Source organism: Variovorax sp. LjRoot84 (assembly GCF_964254305.1).
GTDB lineage: Bacteria > Pseudomonadota > Gammaproteobacteria > Burkholderiales > Burkholderiaceae_C > Variovorax.
The window spans coordinates 228447-251743 of sequence record NZ_CAXUTE020000002.1 but is presented as its reverse complement, the minus strand read 5'-3'; the positions used below and the strand labels follow the sequence as shown (position 1 = coordinate 251743).

The window sequence follows — 23297 nt, the reverse complement described above, 5'->3', positions numbered from 1 at the left end:
GGCGACCCTGCAGTCCCCCACGAGGGGACAGACACCGTGCGCACCCGGCTGGACAGTCATGCCACGATGCCGCAAGCCCCGAACCGCTCTGAATTCATCGCCCGCTACTTCATCGAGAGTCCGGAGCCGCTGCAAAAGGCGGCGGAGATCATCGCTGGCGAGCAGTCCTCCGGCACCTTCCTAGCGCTGCCGGGAGAGACCGACGAGCTGAAGGAGCGCGCGCGCGCGAGGGTCCTGCGAATCACGCCCCAGGAAGCCGCATTGCAACCGTCGCTGAACAGTGCGCTGGTGAACCGGCGCGGCCATGCAGGTCCGTACCACCGCGGCGAAGTCGAGATCGCTTTTCCGGTGGACAACGTCGGCGCCAACCTGCCGACGCTGCTCGCAACCGTGGCAGGCAACTTATACGAACTGGGTGAGCTCACGGGTGTGCGCCTGCTTGATGTCGACCTGCCGCCATCGTACGCAGAGCGCTTCCCCGGCCCGCAGTTTGGCGTGGCCGGCACCCGTGCCCGGACGGGTGTGTACGGTCGACCGGTCATCGGAACGATCATCAAGCCCAGCATCGGCCTGAGTGCGCAGCAAACCGCAGCGCTCGTGGACTCGCTGCTGGCCGGCGGCATCGACTTCGTCAAGGACGACGAGCTCACTGCCGACCCTGTGCACGCGCCATTCGACGAGCGACTGGCTGCAGTGATGCCCGTGTTGCACCGCCACGCGGAACGCCTGGGCCGCATGCCGATGTACGCCATCAACATATCCGGTACGGTGGACGAGATGCGCCGGCGCCATGACCAGGTGCTGCGCGCGGGTGGCACCTGCGTGATGGTCAGCATCAACTGGGTCGGTTTCTCCGCGTTGCAGCACCTCCGCGAGAGCTGCGAACTCACGCTCCATGGCCACCGCAATGGCTGGGGCGCGCTGTCGCGGCACCCGGCTCTGGGCATGGCTTTCCCTGCCTACCAGAAGCTGTGGCGCCTGGCTGGTGTCGACCAGTTGCACGTGGGTGGAATGCGCAGCAAGTTTTCGGAACCCGACGCAGACGTCGTCCAGGCAGCACACGCCTGCCTCGCACCCTTTGCCAGGCTCGCGCCGGTCATGCCCGTGTTTTCCTCGGGCCAGTGGGCTGGTCATGCGCCCGGCCTCTACGCCGCCTTGGGCAGCACGGACCTGATGCACCTGGCTGGCGGCGGCATCGTCAGCCACCCGGGCGGGGTCGCAGCAGGCGTGGCCAGCATGCGCGAGGCCTGGGAAGCAGCTACCGCCGGAGTACCCCTGGCGGAATACGCGGCCGAGCGCCCTTCACTTGCAGCCGCGATCGAGAAGTTCGGGAGCCTCGCGTGAGCGCCGCGATGCTCAAGCTGGCGTTCTACGGCGACGACTTCACCGGATCCACCGACGCGCTGGAGGTGCTGGCGTTTGCCGGGCTGCGAACCGCACTGTTCCTCGCACCGCCGTCGGCCCAGGCACTCGCGCAAGCCGGGCCGCTGGACGCCTTCGGCATCGCCGGCGACAGCCGTGCCATGACGCCGCGCGAAATGGACGATGCGCTGCCGCCGGTGTTCGATGCTCTGGCCGCAAGCGGCGCGCCCATCGTCCACTACAAGGTCTGCTCCACCTTCGACAGCTCTCCGGAGATCGGCAGCATCGGCCGCGCCATGCTGCTGGCGCGCCAGAGCTTCGGGCGGGGCACCATTCCCGTGGTGGGCGGCACGCCATCGCTGCGCCGCTACTGCGCGTTCGGGCACCTGTTCGCCCGCTCGGCCACCGACGACCAGGTGCACCGCATCGACCGCCACCCGATCATGCGCGTGCACCCGGTGACGCCGATGGTCGAGAGCGACCTGCGGCTGCACCTGGGCGCCCAGGCGCCGCTGAAAATCGCCAGCCTGCCTTTCACACAGCTCGACGATGGACCCGAGACCTCCGCCGCCCACCTTCAGACGCTGGTTTCGCGCGGTGCCGAGGCGGTGTTGTTCGACAGCCTCACCGCGGCGCACCTGACCGAGGTCGGCCGCCTGCTGGCGCTGCAGGCCGCCACATCACCGCCGCTGTTCGTGGTGGGTCCCTCCGGTGTCGAATACGCATTGAGCCAGTGGTGGCGTGCGTCGCAGGAAATCGGCGCCCCCTCCTCCGACTTCGAGCGTTTTCGGCGGGTCGAGCGCGTCCTGGCCGTTTCCGCCAGCGCGTCGCCTCTGAGCGCGCAGCAAATCGACATTGCGGTGAAAGCGGGCTTTGCCGAGCTCGCGGTCCACGCCGCCGCCCTGCTGGACGAGCACCGATGGGAGTCGGCGCTGCGCGAGTTGGTCAGCGACGCGCTGCGGCAGCTTCGACTGGGCAGGAGCGTGATTCTTCATACCGCGCGCGGGCCACGCGACGACCGCATCAAATCGGCCGTAGCTGCCATGCACGCACAAGGCCTGGAGCACGAGCAGGCGCGCCACGAAGCAGGCCGCCGGCTCGGGCGCCGGCTCGGCCTGGCGACTCAGCAAATCCTGCGCGAGGAGCCGCTGGAGCGCTTGCTACTGTCCGGGGGCGACACCTCCTCCAGCCAGATCGTGAAGACGCTCGCTCCCGGTGCGCTGCTGATTGCAGCACGCCTGACGCCCGGTGCGCCGTTGTGCCGCCTGGTCTCCGCCCAGCCTTGGCTGGACAACCTGGAGGTGGCCCTGAAGGGCGGACAAATGGGCGATGCCGACTTCTTCGATACCGCACGGCTGGGCCGGACATGAATCCCGCGCGACACCCTGCGTGTGAGGCGACCACATGAAACTAGGACACGCCTTCAACGTGATCGCCATGCTGCAGATGCTGGCGAGGCAAGGGACCCTGCAGATGCTCGCCAATCTTGCGGCTGGTTCTGCTGGCCGGCACGAGCACGACCAACAAACCCCAGGAGTAAAGCAATGCTGAAGAAGGAAGTCGCCGGCGGACCGCGCGGGCACGTGATCATCATGGACTCGATCACCAAGGTGACGCCGCAGGACTCCGGCACCTACGTGGTGTCCGCCTCCCACGGCGGCGCCAGCTCGGGAGAGTTCGCGCTGGAGGTGCCGCTGACGGCGGCCTTCTTCAACGACGCAGGGGTGGGCAAGGACTGTGCCGGCATCGCCGCACTCGCCATGCTGCAGGAGCGGGGCGTGGCCGGCGGCACGGTGTCGCACACCAGCGCCCGCATCGGCGACGCGCAGGACACCTGGGAGCATGGCGTGATCTCGCACGTGAACGAAATCGCCCGCAGTCTTGGCATCGCCCCAGGGCGGCGCCTGAACGAGGTCCTGCTGCAGCTGGTGGGCAGCTGAAACCGCCCAGGGATGCACGATTAGAAAAGCCAGGGCTCGGTTCGCCTGCGCTTGGCTTCGAAGTCGCGGATCCTGTCCGCGCGCTGCAAGGTGACGGCGATGTCGTCCAGTCCTTCGAGCAAGCGCTTTTTCCGGTCTGCGTCGATGCTGAAGTCCATGGCATTGCCGCCGTCCGGCAGTACCACCTGCGCCTGGAGATCCACCGTGGCGCTGAACCCTGGTCGGCGTTCAACGCCGGCGAACAGGGCGTCCACGTCCCGTGCCGACAGCACGATGGGAAGAAGGCCATTCTTCAGGCAATTGCCGTGGAAGATGTCCGCGAAGCTGGGCCCGATCAGCACCCGAATGCCGAAGTCCCGCAGAGCCCAGACGGCATGTTCCCGGCTGGAGCCACAGCCGAAATTCTCTCGCGCGAGCAGGATCTGCGCGCCCGAGTAGCGAGGCTGGTTCAGAGAGAAGCCGGGATCAGGCTCGCGCAAGGATGCCTCCTTGCCAGGTGCACCCGGATCCAGGTAACGCCACTCGTCAAACAGGTTCGCACCGAATCCCGTCCGCCGGATCGACTTCATGAACTGCTTCGGCAATATGGCGTCAGTGTCCACGTTGGCGCGATCGATGGGGACGATCACGGAGCGCATCGTCATAAAGGCTTCCATTACTGCAGTTCCCCTTGGTCCAGTGCACGCAAGCGTCCCGTGATCGCCGCGGCCGCAGCACTGGCCGGACTCACCAGGTGTGTCCTTCCGCCTGCGCCTTGGCGGCCTTCGAAGTTGCGATTTGATGTGGAGGCGCAACGCTCGCCGGGAGCCAGGCGGTCCTCGTTCATGCCGAGGCACATCGAGCACCCCGGCTCACGCCATTCGAAACCCGCCTCGATGAATATGCGATCGAGGCCCTCTGCTTCCGCCTGGGCCTTCACTAGGCCGGAGCCCGGGACCGCCAGTGCCTGCTTCACGGTCGCCGCGACAGACCTGCCGCGCAGCACTGAGGCCGCAGCTCGCAGGTCCTCGATGCGTGCGTTCGTGCAGGATCCGATGAAGACCCTGTCGATCTGCAGGTCGGCAAGAGACTGGCCAGGCTCCAAGCCCATGTAAGTGATGGCGCGCTCCATGCCATTTCGCCGGATAGCGTCAGGCTCGCTTGCGGGATCCGGTACGCATCCCCCGAGGGGCACGACCATCTCCGGGGAAGTCCCCCATGTGGCCATCTGCGGGATGGTCGCGGCGTCAATGGCGACCGTTTGATCGAAGGTGGCGCCTGCGTCGCTGACGAGTGTGCGCCAGTCAGCGACTGCGGCATCCCAAAGATCACCGACGGGCGCGTAAGGCCGACCTCGCAGGTACTCGATGGTCTTGTCATCGACGGCCACGAGTCCCACCCTCGCGCCAGCCTCGATGGCCATGTTGCACAGCGTCATTCGGGCCTCGATCGAGAGGGCCTCGATGGTGCTTCCGGCAAACTCGATCGCATGGCCGGTGGCTCCGCCGGTGCCCACCAAGCCGATGAAGTGCAGCACGAGGTCCTTGGCCGTGACGCCGCATGGCAATGTGCCTGTGACCTGGACGTGCATGCGCTTCATCGGCCGCATGGACAGGCACTGTGTCGCCAGCACGTGCTCCACATCGGAGGTGCCGACGCCGAACGCCAGAGCCCCGAAGGCCCCGTGGGTGCTGGTGTGCGAATCGCCGGCCACCACCGTCATCCCCGGCAGCGTCGCGCCTTGTTCCGGCCCCACCACATGGATGATGCCGTGGCGCCGGTCGCCGAGGCCGAACTCGGTGATGCCGAAGTCCCGGCAATTCACGCCCAGCTGGCGTACTTGCATGCGCGACAAGGCGTCGGGAATGCTGTCAATACTCGCGCGCTCGGCACGGGTCGTGGGCACGTTGTGATCGGCCGTGGCGAGCACGGTGGACGGTCGCCACGGTTGGCGGCCCGCGAGGCGCAATCCTTCGAAAGCCTGCGGACTCGTTACCTCGTACACGAGGTGGCGATCCACATACAGCAGCGCCTCGCCGTCAGGCGTCTCGTCGACCAGGTGCCGGTTCCAGAGCTTTTCGAAAAGAGTGAGCGGAGGGGATGAGGCAGTTGGCATTGGATCGAGACCCAGGCAGGTGACACCACGATCGCGCAAGACGAGGTCGCGCGGGAACAGCATCTCATTGTTCCCGCCGCGCGTCCGAAAGAGAGTCCCCCTGGCGGGGACAGACGCGAGGACGGCCGACGAGGAGGATGCATGCTCCAGCACGTGGCTTCGCTTGCCTCGCGCGTGTCAAACGAAGAACCAAAGTGCCAAACATCACCATCGTCTGTTACAGCAGCACCGGCAACACCTGGGTCATGCCTAAGCCGTGGAGCAGGGCGCGCGCGAGGCTGGTGCGCAGACGCGCCTGCGCATGCGGCGCGAACTCGCAGGCCTCTAGGCCATCGCGGCCAAACCCGCTTGGGGCGCGCACCTGGAAGCGGTGAAGGACGTGCCGGAAGCAACGCGCCCCGACCTCGAGTGGGCCGATGGCTTCGTGCTGGGAACACCGACGCGAGTCGGGCTCCCGTCGATGCAGTTGAAGCAGTTCATGGACACCCTCGGCCCACTGTGGTCCGAGGGAAAGCTGCAGGACAAGGCCGCGACCGCGTTCACCGGCGCCGGCAACATGCATGGCGGCCAGGAAACTACCTGCTCGCGCTGCACAACGCCTTCTATCACTGTGGGCTCGATCATCGTTCCGGTGGGATGCACGGACAAGCTGCTGTACGCAGCGGGCAGCAATCCTTACGGGGTCAGCTACAGCGATCCCCGCGAGCAGCCGATGCCTGCCGAGAAACTCGCCGCGGCGCGATACCAGGGCGCTCGAGTAGCGAAGTTTGCCGGCTTGCTTGCAGCGGGGTGGGGCTAAGCCGATTCGATTGAAGGCGACTGCTGGCGCCAACGGCGAACACCATGAACAGCATGTTAGGCTCCTTTCCTTCGAGGCATGGAAGTACAGGAGCCCAGGGGATGAAAGGCGAGCACGAACGTGTGGCCGACCGCGACGCCGATGTCGAAAGCGGCGGTGTGCAGGCGGTCGATACTGCGCTGCGAGTGCTCTCCGCCTTGGTGGAAATGGGCCCCCCGCTCATGCTCAAGACCGTGGCGGAGCGCGCCGAGATGCCGCCCCCACAGGCACATCGCTACCTGGTGAGCTTCTGCCGCGGCGGCCTGGCGGAGCGCGACCCTGCTTCCGGCGGCTACCGTCTCGGGCCGCTTGCAGTACGTCTGGGTCTCGCGGCGATCCGACACTTGCATGTGGTGAACGTCGGTGCGCAGGCTCTCGGGGAGTTGCGCGACGAGGTGGGCTACACCGCCGGCCTCGCGATCTGGGGCGCCGCCGGCCCGACCTTCGTCCGCGTCGAGGAGAGCAGCGACGCCTTGATCGTCAGCGGTCGTCCCGGCTCCGTCATGCCGCTCCTGTCGTCTTCGACCGGCCGGGTGTTCGGAGCGTACATGCCGCGCAGCATCACGGAGCCCTTCTTGCGCAGGGAGCTGGCCGGCGAACGCCATCCGGGCGCCAGCCCGTCCACGATTCCGCGCCTCACGAAGGAACAGATGGAAGCTCTCTTCCAGCATGTGCGGGAGCATGGTTTGGCACAGGTGCGCGGAGACCTCAACCCTGGCCTGCACGGCCTGTCCGCGCCTGTGTTCGACCATGCTGGTGGCATTGCGGGGGTGATCACCGTGATGGGGCCGGCGGGGGTCATTGACGTTGAACTCGAGGGGCCCATCGCACAGGCATTACGAACGAAGGCAAGGCAGGTCTCCCGGCGCATGGGCGCCTCCTGAAAGAAGCGCAGTGTCCACAGGCCTTGTGGGCATCGCTTCAGCTCAGCCAAGATTCCACCCGAGGGCCGCGAATCGTCAGGGCGTGTGCGCATTCGCAGGGCACCCCCCCAAGCCCCACCGCCTGCTCGTCACGACAGCGAACAACTGAGCCGACCGGCCGAGGGTATTCCCCATAGAGCCGAGATTACGTTGAGAGTAATATGATTACTCTCTCGAGAACGCCAGCGACCTTTGCGAATACACTGGCGACTCGCCGCTGAGCCTTTCAGGAGACAAGCGATGACCATCGTGACCGTTCGCCAGGACATGGCCTGTATGTCCGTACACGACGCCGCCCTCGCCACTCTGGTGGACACCATCGGTGAAGACGGATTCGGCCCCGCGCTTGCCCGCTTCTTGAACGAACTCTGCGGCGCTGATCACTTCGCGGCATTCCGGCTGCAGCAGGACGAACTGCGCGAAGTCGCAGCCTGCTGCGTCGAACCGGAGCGGACGGCGCGGGACCGTGTCGAAACCTATGTCAACCAAGGCTGGTGGAAGCGCGACCCGGCGATGGCTGAAGCACAGCGCTGCGTGCACGCAGTCCGCCCCAGCATCATCCATGTGGACTTCAGCGCGGACGGCTACGCCGCGCTGCGTCCCAGCGTATTTCCCAACGTCCGCGACCGCTTGCTGCTCTGTGGCCGCACCACGAACGCGGACTTCGGCCTGAGCATCGTGCGCGCGGACCCAAATGCCCCGTTTGCCGACGAGGCGATCGAGCAGGTTGCTCACTCCGCCGAACTCCTCATGGCCGTGCTGGCCAAGCATGCAGACATCCGGCGCACGCGCCCCAACGTGGCGCAAGCGCTCACGGCGCTCGATGAAATCGAGCACTGCATCGATGCAACGAAAGCGCTGCCCAGGCGCGAGGCCGAGGTCGCCGCGCGCATCCTGTATGGCATGTCCTCCGTGGGCATCGCGCTGGACTTGTCGGTCAGTGAAGAGACGGTGAAGACCTATCGCAAGCGCGCCTATCACCGTCTTGCGATCGGCAGCGAACGCGAACTGCTCACGTGGTACCTGGCGCACTGGAGCGAGTGGCGCGGGCACCGTTTTGACCTCGCCGCTGCCGGCGCCTTGCACTGACCTGCCCCCCTCCAGGGGGGCTGACCTGCGCGCGCGGTGGGGTGCCAATGGCAAGGCCAACCATGCAGTACCCCGCCCTCAAGATCATCCTGGAAGAACACGCGGCGCTGGCCTCCGTGCTTCATACCCTGCGCGCCGCCGCAAGACCCCGCATGGGCGACGCCACGCCGGATTTCGAGTTCCTGCGCTCGATGCTGTTCTACATGGACGAGATTCCCGCGCGGCAGCACCACGCACTCGAAGAGCAGTTTTTGTTCCGCAAGATCCGCGAACGTTGTCCGCCACTGCGGCCGGTTCTGGATCGCCTGGAGGCGGAACATGCTCGAGGCGAAGTCACCGTCCAGGGCTTGGAACGCGCCCTGACCGCCTGGCAAGTCATGGGAGAGGGGCGGCGCGAGACTTTTGAACTTCTGCTGCACGCCTACGTGGACGGCTATCTCGGCCACATTGAGGTCGAGGAGAACTACGTCCTGCCGGTCGCGCAGGACTATTTGTCCAAAGCTGACTGGCTCGACCTGGAATCGGCATTCGCGCGCCAGCGCAGGATGCTCCCGGCGTCAACGCTGGCAGGCCATCAGGCGCTGCTGCAACGCATCGTCGGCAATCCGTCCCCTGGACGCGTAAGACAGCGCGAACACGCCCTCGTGACCATCGTCCCGCCCGAGGGGGACTGACCGCACCGTCGATGGGAACTAGGCTTCACCCATACCGGCATGAAGCCGGCCCAAGGAGATTCCATGCGGCCCCTATCCACCGACGCATCCTCGCAAGCGCAAGGTCCGATCACACCGGCGAGCGAACGTTTCAACCCCTTCGATCCAGACTACGTCCGCGATCCCTACCCGATCCTGAACGAACTGCGGGAGAGCGAACCCGTGTTCTTCTCGCCTGAGATCGGCTCTTGGGTGGTCACGCGTTTCGAAACTGTGAAGTCCATCTTGCGCGACACGCAACGGTTCTCCGCCTTGATCGCATCCGATCCGCTGACGCCCCTGTGTCCGCATGCACGGAACATCATCACCGAGTCAGGGTTCGACGTGCCGCCGATGCTGGTCAACAACGATCCGCCATCCCACACAAAATATCGGGCGTTCTTTGGGGCCCCGCTGACGCGTGAGCGGCTGCAGTCGCTCAAGCCGTTCACGGAAAGCACCGTTGATTCCTACATCGACCGCATGCTGGCCGGCTCACAACCCGCCGACCTGGTGGCCGGCCTCACCTGGGATGTACCCGCGCTGGTACTGTTCCAGTTGCTGGGGGTGCCTGCCGAGGATGTGGCGCGCGTCAAGGAATGGGCTTCTAGCCGCGTGGTGATGACGTGGGGGCGGCCCACGGAGGCCGAACAGGTAGAGCTCTCCACCGGCGCTGTCGCCTACTATCGCTACGCCCTCGACCTCGTGCGCAAGAAGGCGGAGGCACCTCAGGACGACTACATCAGCGACCTGCTGCGTGCCCATAAGGAAGACAGCGAGGTGACGATGCACGAGATCGGCGCCACCGCCTTCAACCTGCTGTTCGCGGGCCACGAGACGACTTCCAGCGCCACAGCCAACATGTTCAAGGCCGTGCTGGCTGACCGCAAGCTTTGGAAGGCAATCTGCGCGGGCGAGCAGCCGCTCGCCCCCGTCGTTGAGGAGTCGCTCCGAATTGATCCGCCCGTGCAGGCATGGCGCCGCCAAGCCAAGGAAGATGTTGTGCTCGACGGCGTCGCGATACCTGCGGGAAGTCGCATCCTGATGGAATTCGCCGCGGCCAATCACGATCCCCAGCAGTTTCCGGAACCCGACGTTTTCACTCCCGGCCGTCGCAATGTCCTGCAACAGGTGGCATTCGGCGCCGGTACCCACTTCTGTCTTGGCGCGCCACTCGCACGCTTGGAGATGGAAGTGATGCTGAGACGTGTCGCTGCCCGCATGCCGGAGTTGGCGCTGGTGCCCGAGCAGTCGTTCCCATACACACCCAACACTTCATTTCGCGCACTGCGACGCCTGCTGGTGACTTGGTAGCACCTACGGGCACGGGCCCATGCGTCCGAGTCAAGCGTCAAGGACAACACCGCTGGAGAGGCTCGGGCATGCAACGCATCCACGCATTCAATTCGAAAGAGATCATGCAGATCACCCGACGTCATTTCGCTATCGGCACTGCGGCATCGGTCATCGCGCCGGCCTGGGCCCAGAACTACCCTTCGAAGCCGATCACGGTGGTTGTCGGCTACGGAGCTGGCGGCGGCGTCGATGTGGTCATGCGAAACATGGCGCCAGGCTTGGGACAGCGGCTGGGCCAGTCGGTGGTTGTTGAAAACCGACCCGGGGCCAGCGGCATCCTCGCCGCGAGTCACGTCGCCAAGTCAGCTGCCGACGGCCATACCTTGTTCGGAACCGACGGAGGAGCCCTCACCCTCAACGGTGCACTGTTCTCCAAACTGCCGTATGACCCTGCGGCGGATTTCGCGCTCGTTTCGATGGTAATCCGTGCGCCGATCCTCATCGTCGCGCATCCGGAGGCTCCGTTCTCCGACTTGCGCGGACTGGTCAGCCAGGCCAAGCGCGAGCAAGGCGGCATCGCGTACGCCTCACCTGGTAGCGGCACCTACCACCAGCTGTCCATGGAGTTGCTCAAGCGGCGCGCCGGCTTCGAAGCCAGGGCGGTCCAATACAAGGGCGCCGGTCCGGCCGTGCAAGACGTGATCAGCGGCCAGGTCCCAATCGGGGCTATCGATTCGATCGTCGCGATGCAGCAGATTCTTGGAGGGAAGCTGAAAGCGCTTGTGGTTTTGGCTCCCAAGCGGATCGCGCAACTGCCGAACGTCCCCACGGCTGCAGAAGCCGGTGTTGAAGGTGTGGAGGCCTCCCCTTGGGTGGGCGTTGCCGCGCCACGCGGGACGCCAGCGAACATCGTTTCGCGCCTGAGTTCCGCCATTCGCGAAGTTGTCACCAGCCCCGAGATCTCGAAGAGATTCATCGACCTTGGCATGGAGCCATTCGCAACGACACCGGAGCAGTTCAGCTCATTCGTGAAACAGGAGATCGCCCGCTGGCATCCCCTTATCAGGGAATTGAACATCCGGCTCGATTGAGCCTGGCCGTCGCCAGGCCGTTGCGCTGGCCGCCATCCATTTACCCACAGGAGACAACATGAAAATCACTCGGCGGCACTTCACCATCGGGGCCGCGGCAGCGGCTATCCAGCCCACCTGGGCCCAGACCTATCCGTCCAAGCCAATCACCATCGTCGTCGGCTTTGCGGCTGGCGGTGGCATCGATGTGGTGATGCGAAATCTGGCACCGGGCCTCTCGCAGCGACTCGGCCAGCCTGTAGTGATCGAGAACCGTCCCGGTGCGGGTGGCATGCTTGCCGCGAGCTACGTTGCCAAGGCTGCTGCGGACGGCTACACGCTATTACCCGGCGACGGCGCGACGCTCGCGTTGAATGGAGCACTTTTCTCCAAGCTGCCGTATAACCCGGTCGCAGACTTCGCTCCCATTTCGTTGATCATCCGCGCGCCCATCTTGATAGTGGCGCACCCGCAGGCTCCCTATTCCGATTTGCGCGGGCTGATTGACTACGCCAAGCGTCAGCCCGGTGGCGTTTCCTATGCGTCGCCGGGTAATGGCACCATCCACCAATTGGCGATGGAACTGCTCAGGCAGCGAGCCGGGTTTCCCGTTACGCCGATCCAGTACAAGGGTGCGGGCGCCGCAATTCAAGACATCCTCAGCGGGCAGGTGCCTGTCGGGCCGATCGATACGATCGTCGCGCTGTCGCATGTGAATGCCGGCAAGCTCAAAGCGCTGGCGGTCCTCGCACCAAAACGCATTCTCCAGCTGCCCAACGTGCCGACCACCGCTGAGGCGGGGGTGGAAGGGGTGGAGGTATACCCCTGGATCGGCCTTTCGGCTCCAAAGGGAACGCCAGCCGACATCGTCGCTCGCCTGAATTCCGATCTCCGCGAAGTGCTCATGAGTCCCGAGATCTCCAAAAAGTTCACCGATCTGGGGATGGAGCCGTTCGCGACAACGCCGGAGCAGTTCGATACGTTCGTGAAGCAAGAGATCGCGCGCTGGCATCCCCTGATCAAGGAACTGAACATCCGGCTCGACTGAAACCCGACACTAGGACCCTCATGAAATCTTTTATCGCTACGACGAATGGGCTTCGGCTCGTCGACACACCCCGCCCCATCCCGAAACCCACCGAAATCCTCGTGCGCACGCGAGCGATCGGCGTCAATCGCATCGACCTCCACTCGCTCGCGAATGCCGCCGATCAGATCATCGGCATGGAATGGTCCGGCGAGGTGGTCGAGGTCGGCGCCGAATGCCAGGGACTCAGCGTGGGTGATCGCGTGATGGGCACCGGGCCCGCCGCCTACGCTGAATACGTGGTGACGGACTATGGCCGCGCGGCGCCAATCCCCAAGGCGGAAGTCGACTGGGCGGCAGCGGCGTCGGCCATGCTCGGGCTGCAGACGATGCACGATGCCCTCGTTACGCGCGGAAGGCTCCGTCCCGGCCACGCTGTCCTCATGCAGGGCGCTGCTTCCGCGATGGGGCTGATCGGCATGCAGATCGCCAAGGCGCTTGGCGCCAACCTTGTCCTCGGAACTTCCGGAAATGCGGAACGACGCGGGAAACTCACGGAGTTCGGCTGCGATGTCGGGATTGACAGCAGCGACGAAGGATGGTCGCGGAAGGTGCTGGATGCCACCAACGGCAAGGGAGCGGACATCGTCGTGGACAACGTCTCCGGAACCGCGTTCAACCAGTGCATGGCGGCGGCCGCGCTTGAAGGGCGTCTTGTCAACGTCGGCCGCCTCGGTGGTGCGACGGCAGCATTCGACTTCAACCTGCACGCACTTCGCCGACTCGAGTACATCGGGGTGACGTTCCGCACCCGCACCGTGGAACAGGTGCGCACCCTCAATTCGCTCATGCTCGCAGACCTTCAGCGGATGCTGGCCGATGGCGGTCCGCGGGTGCCGATCGCCGGCCGGTTTGCCTTCGACCGCGCCGCGGAGGCCCTCGACACGATGCGACGCAGCGAACACTTCGGCAAGCTGGTGCTGGAGCTCTGATGGATCGGCAGAAGGCGCTTCTGCAGGCCTCCAAGATTCTCTGGAGTGAATGGCAGCAGGGAACGGTGATTCCTGCCCTGCCTGATGATTGCCGCCCACGCACGCGTGCCGAGGGATACCAAGTGCAGGCGGCGATCGAGACGCGTTCGGCGGGCCCGCTCTTTGGCTGGAAGATCGCGGCGACAAGTCCGGCAGGCCAACGCCACATCAACGTGGCCGGGCCGATCGCGGGCCGTCTGCTGCGCGAGCGCGTGCACGCCTCCGGATCGCGGCTGTCGCTCGCGCGAAACCGCATGGCGGTCGCCGAGCCTGAGTTCGCCTTCCGGATGCGTCGCGACATCCCTCCGAGGAGACCGCCCTATTCCGCCGCCGAAGTGCTGGCAGCAACTGCTAGCCTGCATCCGGCGATCGAGGTGCCGGACTCGCGCTTTGCCGACTTCACCGCCGTGGGAGACGCGCAACTCCTCGCGGACAACGCGTGCGCCCACGATTTCATCCTGGGCGATGCGTCGCCGCACGACTGGTGGGCCATCGATCTTTCGCAACACCGCGTTCGTGGGCAAGTCTCCGGGGAGTCACGCAGCTATGCGCGTGAGGGCAGCGGCGCGGCCGTGCTCGGCAACCCGATCGACGCACTCGTCTGGCTCGTCAACGAGCTGTCCTCGCTTGGCATCACACTGCATTCCGGCCAAGTGGTGACCACTGGAGCATGCACCGTGCCCCTCGAAGTTCTCCCAGGGGACATGGTGGTCGCCGATTTCGGCCAGCTCGGGACAGTGTCGGTGACCTTCACCGACCAGATATTCGGAACACAAGGAGAAATTCGATGACAACAGGCAAGGGCTACCTGTTCGCGGAGCTGGACGTGGTCGACGCAGCGCACTTCTACAACGAGTACATGCCGCGCGTGCACCCCGTCCTGAAGAAATACGGTGCCACCTTCCTGGCCGGGAGCGACGCTCCGGTCGTCAAGGAAGGTGGCAGGAGCGTCAAGCGCGTCGTCCTGCTGGAATTCGAGTCCTCGCAGCGTGCCGAAGAGTTCTACCACTCCGAGGACTACCAAGGCGTCATCGGCTACCGTTTCGACTCGGCACGGTCGCATCTCTACATCTTCGAAGGATTGGGAGTGGAGCCCGGCTAGTCCTGCGCTCCCCGGCCGCCTCATGCAGGCTGGCAGACCACCTGGTGCAGTTGCCAGAGAGGCCCAGCCTTGCTCACTTGCGCCGGCACGTCATGGCCGACGATGTCCGGCAGCTTGCGGGCGACGGCGAGCAGCCGTTCCAGGTCGATGCCAGTGTCGTAGCCCATCGCCTCCAGCATGTGGATCGCGTCCTCGCTCGCGATGTTGCCGCTTGCGCCGGGCGCGTACGGGCAGCCGCCGAGCTCGCCGAGCGAGCCGTCGAAGCGCACGATGCCACCTTGCACCGCGGCCAGGACGTTCGCCAGGCCCATTCCCCGCGTGTTGTGGAAGTGCAGGGTCAGTTGCAGTCCTGAAGGCAGCCTCTGCTGCAGGCTCTCGCACATGGCTGCGACCTGCGCCGGGTGAGCCATGCCGGTGGTGTCGCAGACCGCCACGCCGCGCACGCCTAGATCGGCGAAACGCTGCGCGAGGCCGATGACTTCCTCGGCGGGTACGTCGCCCTCCATCGGGCAGCCGAATGCCGTGGAGATGGACACATCCACGGCGGCACGTCCGTTCACGACGGTGATCACCTCCGTCAACGCGGAGAAACTCTGCGCGCGGCTCATGCGCAGGTTGGCCTGGTTGTGCGACTCGGACGCGGACATCACCAGGTTCAGTTCGTCGGCCCGCGATTCGAGCGCGCGCTCGGCGCCGCGTAGGTTGGGCACGAGCACGGCGTAGTCGACACCCGGAACGCGCCGGATTCGACCCATGACCTCTTCGGCGTCCCGAAGCATCGGGATCGCCTTGGCGGAAGTGAAGGATGTCGCCTCGATCTTCGCGTACCCGCAAGCGGAAAGCTCGTCGATCAGGGCGATCTTGGCGTCCGTGGAGACGAACTCGGGCTCCATCTGGAAGCCGTCACGGGTCACAACCTCATTGAAGAAGATTCGCTTCATGACTTTCCTCCTGCGATGACGCCGCGCTGCTTCAGTTCGGCGATTTGCCTAGGCGTGAGGCCGATCTCCGCCAGCACCGCGTCGGTGTCCTGGCCGATGCCGGGCGCTGGCCGGCGGTGCTGGCCGGGTGTGCGCGAGAGCTTCGGCACGATGCCGGGTACCGCCAGTTCAGAGCCGTCCTCCATCCGCAGCGTTTCAAGCATGCCGCGCGCGCTGTAGTGGGGGTCGGCGGCAATGTCGGCCACCGTATAGATCTTCCCGGCGGGCACGGAGGCCTCGTCCAGGGCCTTCAGCACCTCCGTCACTGAACGCGTGGCGGTCCAGGCACCGATCGCGGAATCAAGCTCAGCGACCCGTTTGACGCGCCCGGCGTTGTCGGCAAGCTCCGCATCCCTGGCGAGGTCGGGTCGCTCGATGACGGCCATCAACCGCTTGAAAATGCTGTCGCCGTTGCCCGCGATGAGCGCGTATCCGCCGTCGCTGCACAGGTAGGCATTGCTGGGCGCGATCCCCGGGAGTGCGCTTCCCGCAGCACCGCGAACGGCGCCGAACGCACTGTATTCCGGCACAAGGCTTTCCATGCAGTTGAAAACCGCCTCGTACAACGCGACATCGATCACCTGGCCGCGACCCGATTGCTGACGCTCCTGCAGGGCGATCAGGATGCCGATCACGCCATGCAGTGCAGCGAGCGTGTCCCCGAGTGAATGCCGACCCGAACCGGAACACGTCCGGGTTCGGCCGTCAAGTGGCGCAGCCCGCCCATCGCCTCCGCGACCACGCCAAAGCCCGGACGGTCGCGGTAAGGACCGGTCTGTCCATAGCCGCTGACCCGCAGGATGACCAGCCTTGGGTTGATCTCCAGGAGCAGTTCCGGGCCCAGACCCCAACCTTCCAGCGCACCGGGGCGAAAGTTTTCGATCAGCACGTCGGCCTCGCGCGCGAGCTTGCGCACGATCTCCTGAGCGGCGGCAACCTTCAGATCCAGTGCGACGGAGCGTTTGTTGCGCGATTGAACTTGCCACCAGACAGAGGTGCCGTCTTTAAGCAGGCGCCACTTGCGAAGCGGATCACCCGCACCAGGTGGTTCGATCTTGATCACTTCGGCGCCAAAGTCAGCCAATGTCTTGGCTGCGAATGGCCCAGCAATGAGCTGGCCCATTTCGAGGACTCTGAGGCCTGTTAGCGGGGTAGTAAGAGGAGTTGGGGACAAGGCAGTCAATCGTGGTTGCGCTTCAGAGCCAATGTAGGTGCTCGCCGCCTCAGCGTCAGTCCCCCCGACGGGGGCGCGCTCATTGCAACAGACCCAGCGAGCGCAAGCGCAGGGCCGAAACGTCCCCGCAGAGGGGACTGACACCACAACGCACGTCAGGGACATTCAACCCATGCCCCGCGTCATCTACACCCATCCCACCGGCGAGCACAAAGAGGTTGAAGTGCCCGTTGGCCAGAACCTCATGCTGGGCGCCGCCGCCCATGGCATCGAAGGCATCGTCGGCGACTGCGGCGGCGCAATGAGCTGCGCCACCTGTCATGTCATCGTGGACGCGGCGTTCGCCGCGTTGCTGCCTGCGCCCGACGACACTGAGAGCCAGATGTTGGACTTCACGGCAGCGCCGCGCGAGGCGAACAGCCGTCTGTCCTGTCAGATCGTGATGAGCGACAGGCTTGACGGGATCCATGTCCGCATTGCCGACCCCCAAGTTTGAACCGCAATCAACCGGAGAATCACCATGCAAACCACAGCGCCCGAATCAATCGGTGCCAAGCCCCCTGCGGCCCTGACGCCCAATCCCGGCCTGACGCCGATGATGTTGAATCATGCTGCATGGGTGACGCCCGATGCGGCCGCGACGACTGACTTCTACACGCGCATCATGGGAATGGAGCTAGCGAGTACGGTCCTCGACGACAGCATCCCATCCACCGGCGATGACATTCCCTACTTCCATATCTTCTTCCGCATGCAAGACGGCTCGACCCTGGCCTTTTTCGAAGCGCCCGGCGTGCCGCCACCAGCGAAGGCCAGCCATCCTGCGTATGACCTCTTCCAACACATTGCCCTGCAAGCGAAGGACCGTGCGGAGGTACTGCGCTGGTATGAGTGGTTGAAATCGCAAGGGGTGGAGGTCATCGGCCCGACCGACCACAAGGGCCTGATTTTGTCGATCTACTTCCACGACCCTGCGGGGGTCCGCCTGGAGATAACGACACCCCTCGACGTAGAGTGGAACCGCCACACCGAGAAGGGCTACGCCGACCTGAAGCTTTGGGAAGACTGCAAGGCCAAGGCCAAGGCCGAAGGAAAAGATGTGCCCAGGGCCCTCGTCGAGATGATCAAGGACGTGCGTAGGCGCTACGAGGCGAAGGCCTAACTCCAGATCTGATATGACCGACACGATTGGCGCTCTTCCGAAGCGACCCGACCTCTCACTGAGTGTGTCTGCGCGTCCCAATCCCGGCCTGACGCCGATGATGCTCAATCATGCGGCGTGGGTGACCCCCGACGCCGCGGCAACCGCCGAGTTCTACACCCGGATCATGGGAATGGATCTGGTCAGCACGGTGATCGAAGACACCAGTCCGTCTACCGGCCTGAAGATTCCCTACTTTCACCTCTTCTTCCGAATGGCGGACGGCTCGACCCTGGCATTCTTCGAAGCGCCGGGCGTACCGCCGCCGGCGAAGTCCTCGCATATCGCCTACGATGTTTTCACCCACGTAGCGCTGCAGGCTGCGGATCGAAGTGAAGTCATGAGGTGGTACGAATGGCTGAAGTCCAACGGCCTTGACGTTCAGGGACCTACCGACCACAAGGGCTTGATCCTCAGCATCTACTTCACGGACCCAGCCGGTCTTCGCATGGAGATCACGACCCCGCTGGACAAGAACTGGAACCGCCACGACGCCAAGGCAAAGGCCGATCTTGACCTGTGGGCCAACACCAAGAAAAAGGCGATTGAAGAGGGTCGCGACGTCGTGCAGGCGATGACCGACCTTTGCGTGGAAGTACGGAGGCGCTATGAGCGTGAGACCGGAAGCGCGGGACACGCGGTGTCGGCATAGCCTTCGCTCGAAGCGAAGCCTGGTCGCCTTCGAAGCGCCACCGCGACACGTGGTCGGAGCGCTTCCGCGTCTTCGACACGCTGCCGATGTCGAACCCGGCCCGTAAGCGACCAGATCCATCGCAAACAGCTTTCCAGTTGCGGCGAGGTCGAACGAGTTTGCATGCCGTGCTCGCCCCCGCACGCGAGAGGGACGGCCGGGCTCAGCAGTTCGGTGCGCCGCTGACGATGAAGGATCTCATCCGTCGCACGTTGCTCCCGTCTCACATTCCGCACATCGAATCTGTCAATAAACCCGAATTTCCGTCGTAGCGGAAGGCGGCTTCAGGGCTTGTCGAGATAGGCTGAGGCGGGCACTCCCAGCAAGCCGAGGATTCGGCGCTGCAGCTCGGTGAGTTCTGGCGGGAAGACGCGAATGACCTCGCCATGGGCCAACACCGACACGCGCTCGGCGAGGCTGAACAGCCGCAGGATGTGTTCGGTGGTGGGCCGCCGACAGGCCCGGGCCTCGGGATAGAGGGGGAGCTGATCGATGTTGGCCGCCTGCATGCCCTGGCGCAACTCGCGCTCGATGAGCGCCTGCACCAGCAGGGCCAGGAAGTACAGGGTGAACAGCGCCTCGATGCGCGCCTCGTTCTTCAGGAACACGGGTGCGATCTCGTGCACCGACTTCAGCTGCTCGAAGCGCTTCTCGATGCATGGCTGACCCTTGTGGGCGGTGAGCACCTGGGCGGGCGAGAGGCTGGGGTCGTTGCAAAGCAACGGGTACATACCGTCGCTCTTCTGGTCGTAGGCGATGGCATGCGTGTCCAGCGTCCATTCGATGTCGAAGCGCCGGCGGGTGATCTTGCGGTAGGCGGTGTCCGGGCCCGGGCGTCCGCGGCGTGACTGCTTGAAGCTGTGCTCCTCGCGCACCACGCGCGAGACCTTCACATAGCGGGCGACCTTGTAGCGCTCCAGGATCTGCGCGACCTGCAGGTCGATCTGCGCGGCGCCGCGCAGCCGGGCGCGGGCAGCGGCCAAGCGTCGCTTGAGATCGCTCAGCTGTTCGATGGCCGCCGCCAGGTGCTTCTGGCGGCGATGGGTCTGGTGCAGGGTCAGCAGCGTGCTCCACACCCACACGATGGTGTACAGCTCCGCCGAGGGCAGTTCGGGCTTGAAGACGCACCACAGATCCCGCGGACCGTCGGCCTCGCGCGCATTGGGCCGGTCCCACACCAGCTCCCAGGGCGGCGAGCCGGTCTGGATCCATTTGCGGAACTGCGCATCCTCCTGACGCGAGCGCGGCATGACCGTCACGAAGCGCCCGCCGGCGCGCGCGATGTGCTGCATGTTGTCGTACGAGCAAAGCTTCGAGTCGGCGACATACAGGAAGTCGGCGCGCCCGGCCAGCTCGCGCAGCGTGTTCCAGGTCTCGATATGGGTGCGCACGTCGGTGGTGTTGCCACTGGCGCAGCGGAACTGCACCGGCACGCCGCCGTCGGCGGCGGTGGTGAGGATGAACAGCAGCTGCTTCAGATCGGGGCGATGGTCCTTCGAGTAACCGAAGGCTATGGCCGGCGCACTGCGCCCACGCACGCCGCGGCCACTGGCCTGGCGGTACTGACCGCACAGAGAGACCGACGTCGAGTCGTTGTGCAACTGCTCCATGCGCACGCCGAAGCGCTGCGCGACGGCCAGCACGACGCCGGTGAGCAGCGCGGCGCGATCGGCGTCGAACAGCCGATCCAGCGCGCGGCCGATGCGATCGTCGCTGAGTCGGGTGGCCTGCGCGGCATCGACGCCGAACAGGCCGGCGGCGAACCCGCTGGCGCTCTCCTGCTGGCGGTAGATCGGTTCGCGCTCGACGATGATCGAGCGCAGCAACACGCCCAGCGCCTGCGCATGGGAGACAGTGCTGCGGCCGTCGGCGGTGGGGACGTGGTGCTCGAGCAATTCGAGCAGACCCATGCGCGACAGGAAGTGATTGACCAAGGGTAAGGGACCCATCCGCTCGGCGAGCACGCCCAGCGCGGAGGGTGAGAGCGGAGGTTGAAGTGCCATCCTTCTTACATCATAATATATGTAAGATTGAAACAAATCAAGATCAGGCAGCGCATGACCATCCCCTCCAAGCGCAGCGTGCAACGCGCGCGCGAACGCATCCAGGGCATCCGCGCCTCGCTGGGTGAATTCGAGCTGCTGTGTTCGGGCACGCTGAGCCAGCGCATGATGAAGTGCGGCAAGCCCAACTGCGGCTGCGCCACCGATCCGGCGGCGCGCCACGGCCCGTACTACCAATGGGTGCGCACACGCGCGGGCAAGCCGACCGCCCGCTACGTCAGCGAACAGCAGGCGCAGATCCTGAGCCAGGCGATCGACAACTATCGTCAGGTCAAGAGGATGCTGCGCGACTGGGAGGAGAACACCGAACGCCTCATCGACGCCGTGCAACCACCCGCGCCTTGACCGGGCCCCAAACGTCCCGGTAATTGCGAGTTATTGCGTCGCAACATGTGCGGAATGTGAGTCCCGTCGCTGAAGCGTCCACCATTCACCCCAAAAAGGAGACTACCAATGTCCCGTACTCCGATTGAAATCGCCGGAACTTTCTTCGCGCACTGGACCGCCGATCGCATGGAGGATGGTCTTGCCATGCTCGCCGACGACGTTCTCTACGACAACGTGCCGTTCCCGAACATTGTCGGTCGCGACGGGGTGCGTCAATTCCATGTTGATTTCGGATTCGGCAAGGATTTCAGAGCCGAGTTCAGAGTCGTCAATATTGCGGTGTCTGGCAACATCGTGCTGAGCGAACGCGTCGACGTCTTCTTTCACACCAACGGCGGCACGATCACGCTGCCGGTCATGGGCACGCTCACCATCGAGAATGGAATGATCACCGTGTGGCGTGACTATTTCGACCCGACCGACTTCGAACGTCAAGTCAGCCTGATCAAGCGCTAGGCCCAAACCAAAATTTGCCGCTTGCGTTGGAGCTTTCTCCCTCGCACATCGATCGGGATCTGAGAAATGATGAGCCCGGCGCGGAGCATGATCAGTGCTGGCGTCCTGGCGTCGCCGGCGCCTCGCAGAGCCGCTTGCAGCAACGCCGAAAGCCGGAACAGACTGCGCCGCCAAAGAGAATGTTCGAGTACTGAAGCACCTGCTGCAAAGACGCGCCCGTCCCGCCCAATCCGCGACAGAGCGCCGGCCCCAGAGCGATGGCGATGACGGTACCGGCACCAATCGCGATCACGGCGGTATGCCATACGAGGCTTTCCGCTTCGTCTTGCGATCACGTGGTGACACTGATGTGGGCGGCCTACAACCACACGCGGCTGCGTACCTTGGCCCAGCTGCGCCCGCAATGCGCCTGATGGGCGACGGGAGCGTAGGAATGGCTCCGTGAAGCTCGGCGGCCTCAACTCTGAAGTGCAACACCTCATCGCATAAGGTGTGCACATGAATGAACGAACAAGGTACCAGCAGCTTCAACCCGAGGACCGGATGACGATGGCGAGCATGCGTCAACAGGGTTCGAGCATGCGGGCCATGGCCCGCATGCTCGGGCGCTCGGCGTCCACCATCAGCCGGGAGTTGGGGCGCAACACGCTGGCCGAGTTGCCCTACACCTCGCACTCGGCGCAGGTGAGCAGCCAGGGGCGGCGCCAGGCCGCTCGTCCGACACGCAAGCTCGACATGCAAGGTGTTGGTTGGGGCGTGGTACTGACCCTGCTGGACTGGAGGTGGTCACCCCAGCAGATCGCGGGTACCCTGAAGCGCGTATTCCCCAACGAGCCCGAGCGCCACGTGTCCCACGAGACCATCTACAACGCCATCTACGCCCAGCCACGCGGCGAGCTTCGACGTCAGCTCATTGCCTGTCTGCGCCGCGGGCGCAGCACTCGCATGCCGCGCACCCGAGGCGACGATCGCCGCGGCCAGATCCCGGACATGGTCAGCATTCACGTGCGCCCGCCCGAGGTGGACGACCGCGTCATGCCAGGTCACTGGGAAGGCGACTTCATCAAGGGCGCTGGCAACCAGTCCTCGGTGGGCGTGCTGGTTGAGCGCACCAGCCGTCTGGTGCTCCTTGCCAAGATGGACGACGCCACGGCCGCCTCGGCGCTCGCGGGCTTCTCTGCAAAGCTGAATTCGATTGCCGAGCCGCTGCGCCAGAGCCTGACCTACGACCAGGGCAAGGAGATGTCGCGTCATGCTGACCTGGCAGCGCAGACCGGCGTGAAGGTCTACTTTTGCGACCCGCACAGTCCGTGGCAGCGTGGCACCTGCGAGAACACCAACGGGCTGTTGCGCCAGTACCTGCCCAAGGGCACCGACCTGAGCCTGTTCAGCCAAGACGAACTCGACGCGATCGCCGACAGCATGAACAACCGCCCTCGCGCCACTCACGCGTGGCACTCGCCCCTGGAAGTGTTCGCAAGAACGCTCGCCTCGGCCCATCAACCGCCAGCGTCAATCCACTGACGCAACCCTGTTGCGCTCCAGACTTGAAACCGCCCTCGAAAAAGGCCGTGTTCAGGGACACGGTCACTCTCCGAACCGTTCAGAAGACCGCGTGACCTCAACGGACCGAATTGCAACGGTAGCGCACGCGCTGTTTCAACGGCCTGCCAACTTTCGGCCCTTACTGCCTCTCATGCGCCCTTCGGGTGCGGCAGGCAAAGGTACTGCATCGTTAGAAGTCCGGTGTTCGGCGGGACGCCAACTGAACCGAGTGTCTCTTGCTGCTCCGCCGTCCCCCACAAGGGGACATACGTGCGGAGAAATTTAGACGAGCATGGGACCCTCTAACAACGAGATAGCAACATGCAGAGCGTCGT

Annotated in this window: 23 protein-coding genes and 1 pseudogene; 19 read left to right on the top strand and 5 right to left on the bottom strand. The window is 64.8% G+C overall.

Features of this window, described 5'->3' with window-relative positions; genetic code table 11:
- The first annotated feature begins 66 nt into the window (after window positions 1–66).
- The 3 genes from ACSQ9I_RS31895 to ACSQ9I_RS31885 all read left to right on the top strand — a co-directional run bounded on the left by ACSQ9I_RS31895 (window position 67) and on the right by ACSQ9I_RS31885 (window position 3302).
- Entirely contained in the window at window positions 67–1344 is a 1278-nt protein-coding gene (locus tag ACSQ9I_RS31895) for a ribulose-bisphosphate carboxylase large subunit family protein (protein ID WP_436316054.1), read from the top strand.
- Complete coding sequence (locus ACSQ9I_RS31890; protein WP_436316053.1) at window positions 1341–2732, top strand: four-carbon acid sugar kinase family protein; 1392 nt, start codon at window positions 1341–1343, stop codon at window positions 2730–2732. Before ACSQ9I_RS31895 ends, ACSQ9I_RS31890 begins: the two co-directional genes overlap by 4 nt.
- A gap of 174 nt (window positions 2733–2906) precedes the next feature.
- Window positions 2907–3302, top strand: coding sequence for a hypothetical protein (locus ACSQ9I_RS31885; protein ID WP_436316052.1), 396 nt, complete (start codon window positions 2907–2909; stop codon window positions 3300–3302).
- Between the two features lie 20 nt (window positions 3303–3322).
- Here the strand turns inward: ACSQ9I_RS31885 and leuD are convergent, their stop codons facing one another.
- Entirely contained in the window at window positions 3323–3946 is a 624-nt protein-coding gene (gene leuD / locus ACSQ9I_RS31880; protein WP_436316051.1) for a 3-isopropylmalate dehydratase small subunit, read from the bottom strand.
- An 11-nt stretch (window positions 3947–3957) separates the two neighbouring features.
- Window positions 3958–5397, bottom strand: coding sequence for a 3-isopropylmalate dehydratase large subunit (leuC, locus tag ACSQ9I_RS31875; protein ID WP_436317084.1), 1440 nt, complete (start codon window positions 5395–5397; stop codon window positions 3958–3960).
- Between the two features lie 370 nt (window positions 5398–5767).
- Here leuC and ACSQ9I_RS31870 point away from each other — a divergent pair, with 370 nt between their 5' ends.
- The 10 genes from ACSQ9I_RS31870 (at window position 5768) to ACSQ9I_RS31825 (ending at window position 14465) form a co-directional block, all read left to right on the top strand.
- On the top strand, window positions 5768–6196 hold the full coding sequence (locus ACSQ9I_RS31870; RefSeq protein ID WP_436316050.1) for an NAD(P)H-dependent oxidoreductase: 429 nt from the start codon (window positions 5768–5770) through the stop codon (window positions 6194–6196).
- Between the two features lie 101 nt (window positions 6197–6297).
- Window positions 6298–7119 (top strand): IclR family transcriptional regulator, encoded by an 822-nt coding sequence (locus ACSQ9I_RS31865; RefSeq protein WP_436316049.1) that lies wholly within the window; start codon window positions 6298–6300, stop codon window positions 7117–7119.
- A 279-nt stretch (window positions 7120–7398) separates the two neighbouring features.
- The gene (locus tag ACSQ9I_RS31860; protein WP_436316048.1) at window positions 7399–8247 is read left to right on the top strand and encodes a LuxR C-terminal-related transcriptional regulator; all 849 of its coding nucleotides are present in this window, start codon (window positions 7399–7401) and stop codon (window positions 8245–8247) included.
- 62 nt (window positions 8248–8309) lie between these two features.
- Window positions 8310–8921 (top strand): hemerythrin domain-containing protein, encoded by a 612-nt coding sequence (locus ACSQ9I_RS31855; protein WP_436316047.1) that lies wholly within the window; start codon window positions 8310–8312, stop codon window positions 8919–8921.
- Between the two features lie 63 nt (window positions 8922–8984).
- The gene (locus ACSQ9I_RS31850) at window positions 8985–10253 is read left to right on the top strand and encodes a cytochrome P450 (RefSeq protein ID WP_436316045.1); all 1269 of its coding nucleotides are present in this window, start codon (window positions 8985–8987) and stop codon (window positions 10251–10253) included.
- 68 nt (window positions 10254–10321) lie between these two features.
- Window positions 10322–11326: a Bug family tripartite tricarboxylate transporter substrate binding protein gene (locus tag ACSQ9I_RS31845; RefSeq protein ID WP_436316044.1), complete on the top strand. Its 1005-nt coding sequence runs from the start codon at window positions 10322–10324 to the stop codon at window positions 11324–11326.
- Between the two features lie 58 nt (window positions 11327–11384).
- Window positions 11385–12353 (top strand): Bug family tripartite tricarboxylate transporter substrate binding protein, encoded by a 969-nt coding sequence (locus tag ACSQ9I_RS31840; RefSeq protein WP_436316042.1) that lies wholly within the window; start codon window positions 11385–11387, stop codon window positions 12351–12353.
- Between the two features lie 20 nt (window positions 12354–12373).
- Window positions 12374–13324, top strand: a complete 951-nt coding sequence (locus tag ACSQ9I_RS31835; RefSeq protein WP_436316041.1) for a quinone oxidoreductase family protein — start codon at window positions 12374–12376, stop codon at window positions 13322–13324.
- A complete protein-coding gene (locus ACSQ9I_RS31830; RefSeq protein WP_436316040.1) occupies window positions 13324–14154 on the top strand; it encodes a 2-keto-4-pentenoate hydratase in 831 nt (276 codons plus the stop codon). Before ACSQ9I_RS31835 ends, ACSQ9I_RS31830 begins: the two co-directional genes overlap by 1 nt.
- Entirely contained in the window at window positions 14151–14465 is a 315-nt protein-coding gene (locus tag ACSQ9I_RS31825) for a DUF1330 domain-containing protein (protein WP_436316039.1), read from the top strand. The genes ACSQ9I_RS31830 and ACSQ9I_RS31825 overlap by 4 nt, the downstream gene beginning before the upstream one ends.
- Window positions 14466–14485: 20 nt before the next feature.
- Here the strand turns inward: ACSQ9I_RS31825 and ACSQ9I_RS31820 are convergent, their stop codons facing one another.
- Together ACSQ9I_RS31820 and ACSQ9I_RS31815 are read right to left on the bottom strand one after the other, a co-directional pair.
- Entirely contained in the window at window positions 14486–15406 is a 921-nt protein-coding gene (locus ACSQ9I_RS31820; protein WP_436316038.1) for a hydroxymethylglutaryl-CoA lyase, read from the bottom strand.
- Window positions 15403–16568 (bottom strand): annotated as a pseudogene (locus ACSQ9I_RS31815) (CaiB/BaiF CoA transferase family protein). Before ACSQ9I_RS31815 ends, ACSQ9I_RS31820 begins: the two are co-directional and overlap by 4 nt.
- Before the next feature lie 223 nt (window positions 16569–16791).
- Here ACSQ9I_RS31815 and ACSQ9I_RS31810 point away from each other — a divergent pair.
- Genes ACSQ9I_RS31810 through ACSQ9I_RS31800 form a run of 3 tightly spaced genes read left to right on the top strand, consistent with a single transcriptional unit; the run spans window position 16792 to window position 18472 of the window.
- Window positions 16792–17115 carry a 2Fe-2S iron-sulfur cluster-binding protein gene (locus ACSQ9I_RS31810; protein WP_436316037.1) on the top strand — a complete coding sequence of 108 codons (324 nt, stop codon included), beginning with the start codon at window positions 16792–16794 and terminating at the stop codon, window positions 17113–17115.
- A gap of 24 nt (window positions 17116–17139) precedes the next feature.
- Window positions 17140–17781 carry a VOC family protein gene (locus ACSQ9I_RS31805; protein ID WP_436316036.1) on the top strand — a complete coding sequence of 214 codons (642 nt, stop codon included), beginning with the start codon at window positions 17140–17142 and terminating at the stop codon, window positions 17779–17781.
- 13 nt (window positions 17782–17794) lie between these two features.
- Window positions 17795–18472, top strand: a complete 678-nt coding sequence (locus ACSQ9I_RS31800) for a VOC family protein (protein WP_436316035.1) — start codon at window positions 17795–17797, stop codon at window positions 18470–18472.
- A 323-nt stretch (window positions 18473–18795) separates the two neighbouring features.
- Here ACSQ9I_RS31800 and ACSQ9I_RS31795 read toward each other — a convergent pair whose 3' ends face one another.
- Window positions 18796–20514, bottom strand: a complete 1719-nt coding sequence (locus ACSQ9I_RS31795) for an IS1634 family transposase (RefSeq protein ID WP_436316034.1) — start codon at window positions 20512–20514, stop codon at window positions 18796–18798.
- Between the two features lie 54 nt (window positions 20515–20568).
- Between ACSQ9I_RS31795 and ACSQ9I_RS31790 the strand changes: the two genes are divergently transcribed.
- The 3 genes from ACSQ9I_RS31790 (at window position 20569) to ACSQ9I_RS31780 (ending at window position 22941) form a co-directional block, all read left to right on the top strand.
- The gene (locus tag ACSQ9I_RS31790; RefSeq protein WP_436316033.1) at window positions 20569–20919 is read left to right on the top strand and encodes a DUF6788 family protein; all 351 of its coding nucleotides are present in this window, start codon (window positions 20569–20571) and stop codon (window positions 20917–20919) included.
- Window positions 20920–21027: 108 nt separating this feature from the next.
- Window positions 21028–21417, top strand: coding sequence for a limonene-1,2-epoxide hydrolase family protein (locus tag ACSQ9I_RS31785; RefSeq protein WP_436316032.1), 390 nt, complete (start codon window positions 21028–21030; stop codon window positions 21415–21417).
- A 498-nt stretch (window positions 21418–21915) separates the two neighbouring features.
- Complete coding sequence (locus tag ACSQ9I_RS31780) at window positions 21916–22941, top strand: IS30 family transposase (RefSeq protein ID WP_436295365.1); 1026 nt, start codon at window positions 21916–21918, stop codon at window positions 22939–22941.
- The last annotated feature ends 356 nt before the right edge of the window (window positions 22942–23297 follow it).

Coding starts and splice junctions, on each gene's coding strand:
- ACSQ9I_RS31860 (WP_436316048.1), top strand. CDS start 7,399: ATGACCATCGTGACCGTTCGCCAGGACATGGCCTGTATGTCCGTACAC.
- leuD (WP_436316051.1), bottom strand. CDS start 3,946: ATGACGATGCGCTCCGTGATCGTCCCCATCGATCGCGCCAACGTGGAC.
- ACSQ9I_RS31790 (WP_436316033.1), top strand. CDS start 20,569: ATGACCATCCCCTCCAAGCGCAGCGTGCAACGCGCGCGCGAACGCATC.
- ACSQ9I_RS31885 (WP_436316052.1), top strand. CDS start 2,907: ATGCTGAAGAAGGAAGTCGCCGGCGGACCGCGCGGGCACGTGATCATC.
- ACSQ9I_RS31805 (WP_436316036.1), top strand. CDS start 17,140: ATGCAAACCACAGCGCCCGAATCAATCGGTGCCAAGCCCCCTGCGGCC.
- ACSQ9I_RS31810 (WP_436316037.1), top strand. CDS start 16,792: ATGCCCCGCGTCATCTACACCCATCCCACCGGCGAGCACAAAGAGGTT.
- ACSQ9I_RS31855 (WP_436316047.1), top strand. CDS start 8,310: ATGCAGTACCCCGCCCTCAAGATCATCCTGGAAGAACACGCGGCGCTG.
- ACSQ9I_RS31785 (WP_436316032.1), top strand. CDS start 21,028: ATGTCCCGTACTCCGATTGAAATCGCCGGAACTTTCTTCGCGCACTGG.
- ACSQ9I_RS31830 (WP_436316040.1), top strand. CDS start 13,324: ATGGATCGGCAGAAGGCGCTTCTGCAGGCCTCCAAGATTCTCTGGAGT.
- ACSQ9I_RS31840 (WP_436316042.1), top strand. CDS start 11,385: ATGAAAATCACTCGGCGGCACTTCACCATCGGGGCCGCGGCAGCGGCT.
- ACSQ9I_RS31845 (WP_436316044.1), top strand. CDS start 10,322: ATGCAACGCATCCACGCATTCAATTCGAAAGAGATCATGCAGATCACC.
- ACSQ9I_RS31780 (WP_436295365.1), top strand. CDS start 21,916: ATGAATGAACGAACAAGGTACCAGCAGCTTCAACCCGAGGACCGGATG.
- ACSQ9I_RS31795 (WP_436316034.1), bottom strand. CDS start 20,514: ATGGCACTTCAACCTCCGCTCTCACCCTCCGCGCTGGGCGTGCTCGCC.
- ACSQ9I_RS31850 (WP_436316045.1), top strand. CDS start 8,985: ATGCGGCCCCTATCCACCGACGCATCCTCGCAAGCGCAAGGTCCGATC.
- ACSQ9I_RS31865 (WP_436316049.1), top strand. CDS start 6,298: ATGAAAGGCGAGCACGAACGTGTGGCCGACCGCGACGCCGATGTCGAA.
- ACSQ9I_RS31895 (WP_436316054.1), top strand. CDS start 67: ATGCCGCAAGCCCCGAACCGCTCTGAATTCATCGCCCGCTACTTCATC.
- ACSQ9I_RS31825 (WP_436316039.1), top strand. CDS start 14,151: ATGACAACAGGCAAGGGCTACCTGTTCGCGGAGCTGGACGTGGTCGAC.
- ACSQ9I_RS31835 (WP_436316041.1), top strand. CDS start 12,374: ATGAAATCTTTTATCGCTACGACGAATGGGCTTCGGCTCGTCGACACA.
- ACSQ9I_RS31800 (WP_436316035.1), top strand. CDS start 17,795: ATGACCGACACGATTGGCGCTCTTCCGAAGCGACCCGACCTCTCACTG.
- ACSQ9I_RS31820 (WP_436316038.1), bottom strand. CDS start 15,406: ATGAAGCGAATCTTCTTCAATGAGGTTGTGACCCGTGACGGCTTCCAG.
- leuC (WP_436317084.1), bottom strand. CDS start 5,397: ATGCCAACTGCCTCATCCCCTCCGCTCACTCTTTTCGAAAAGCTCTGG.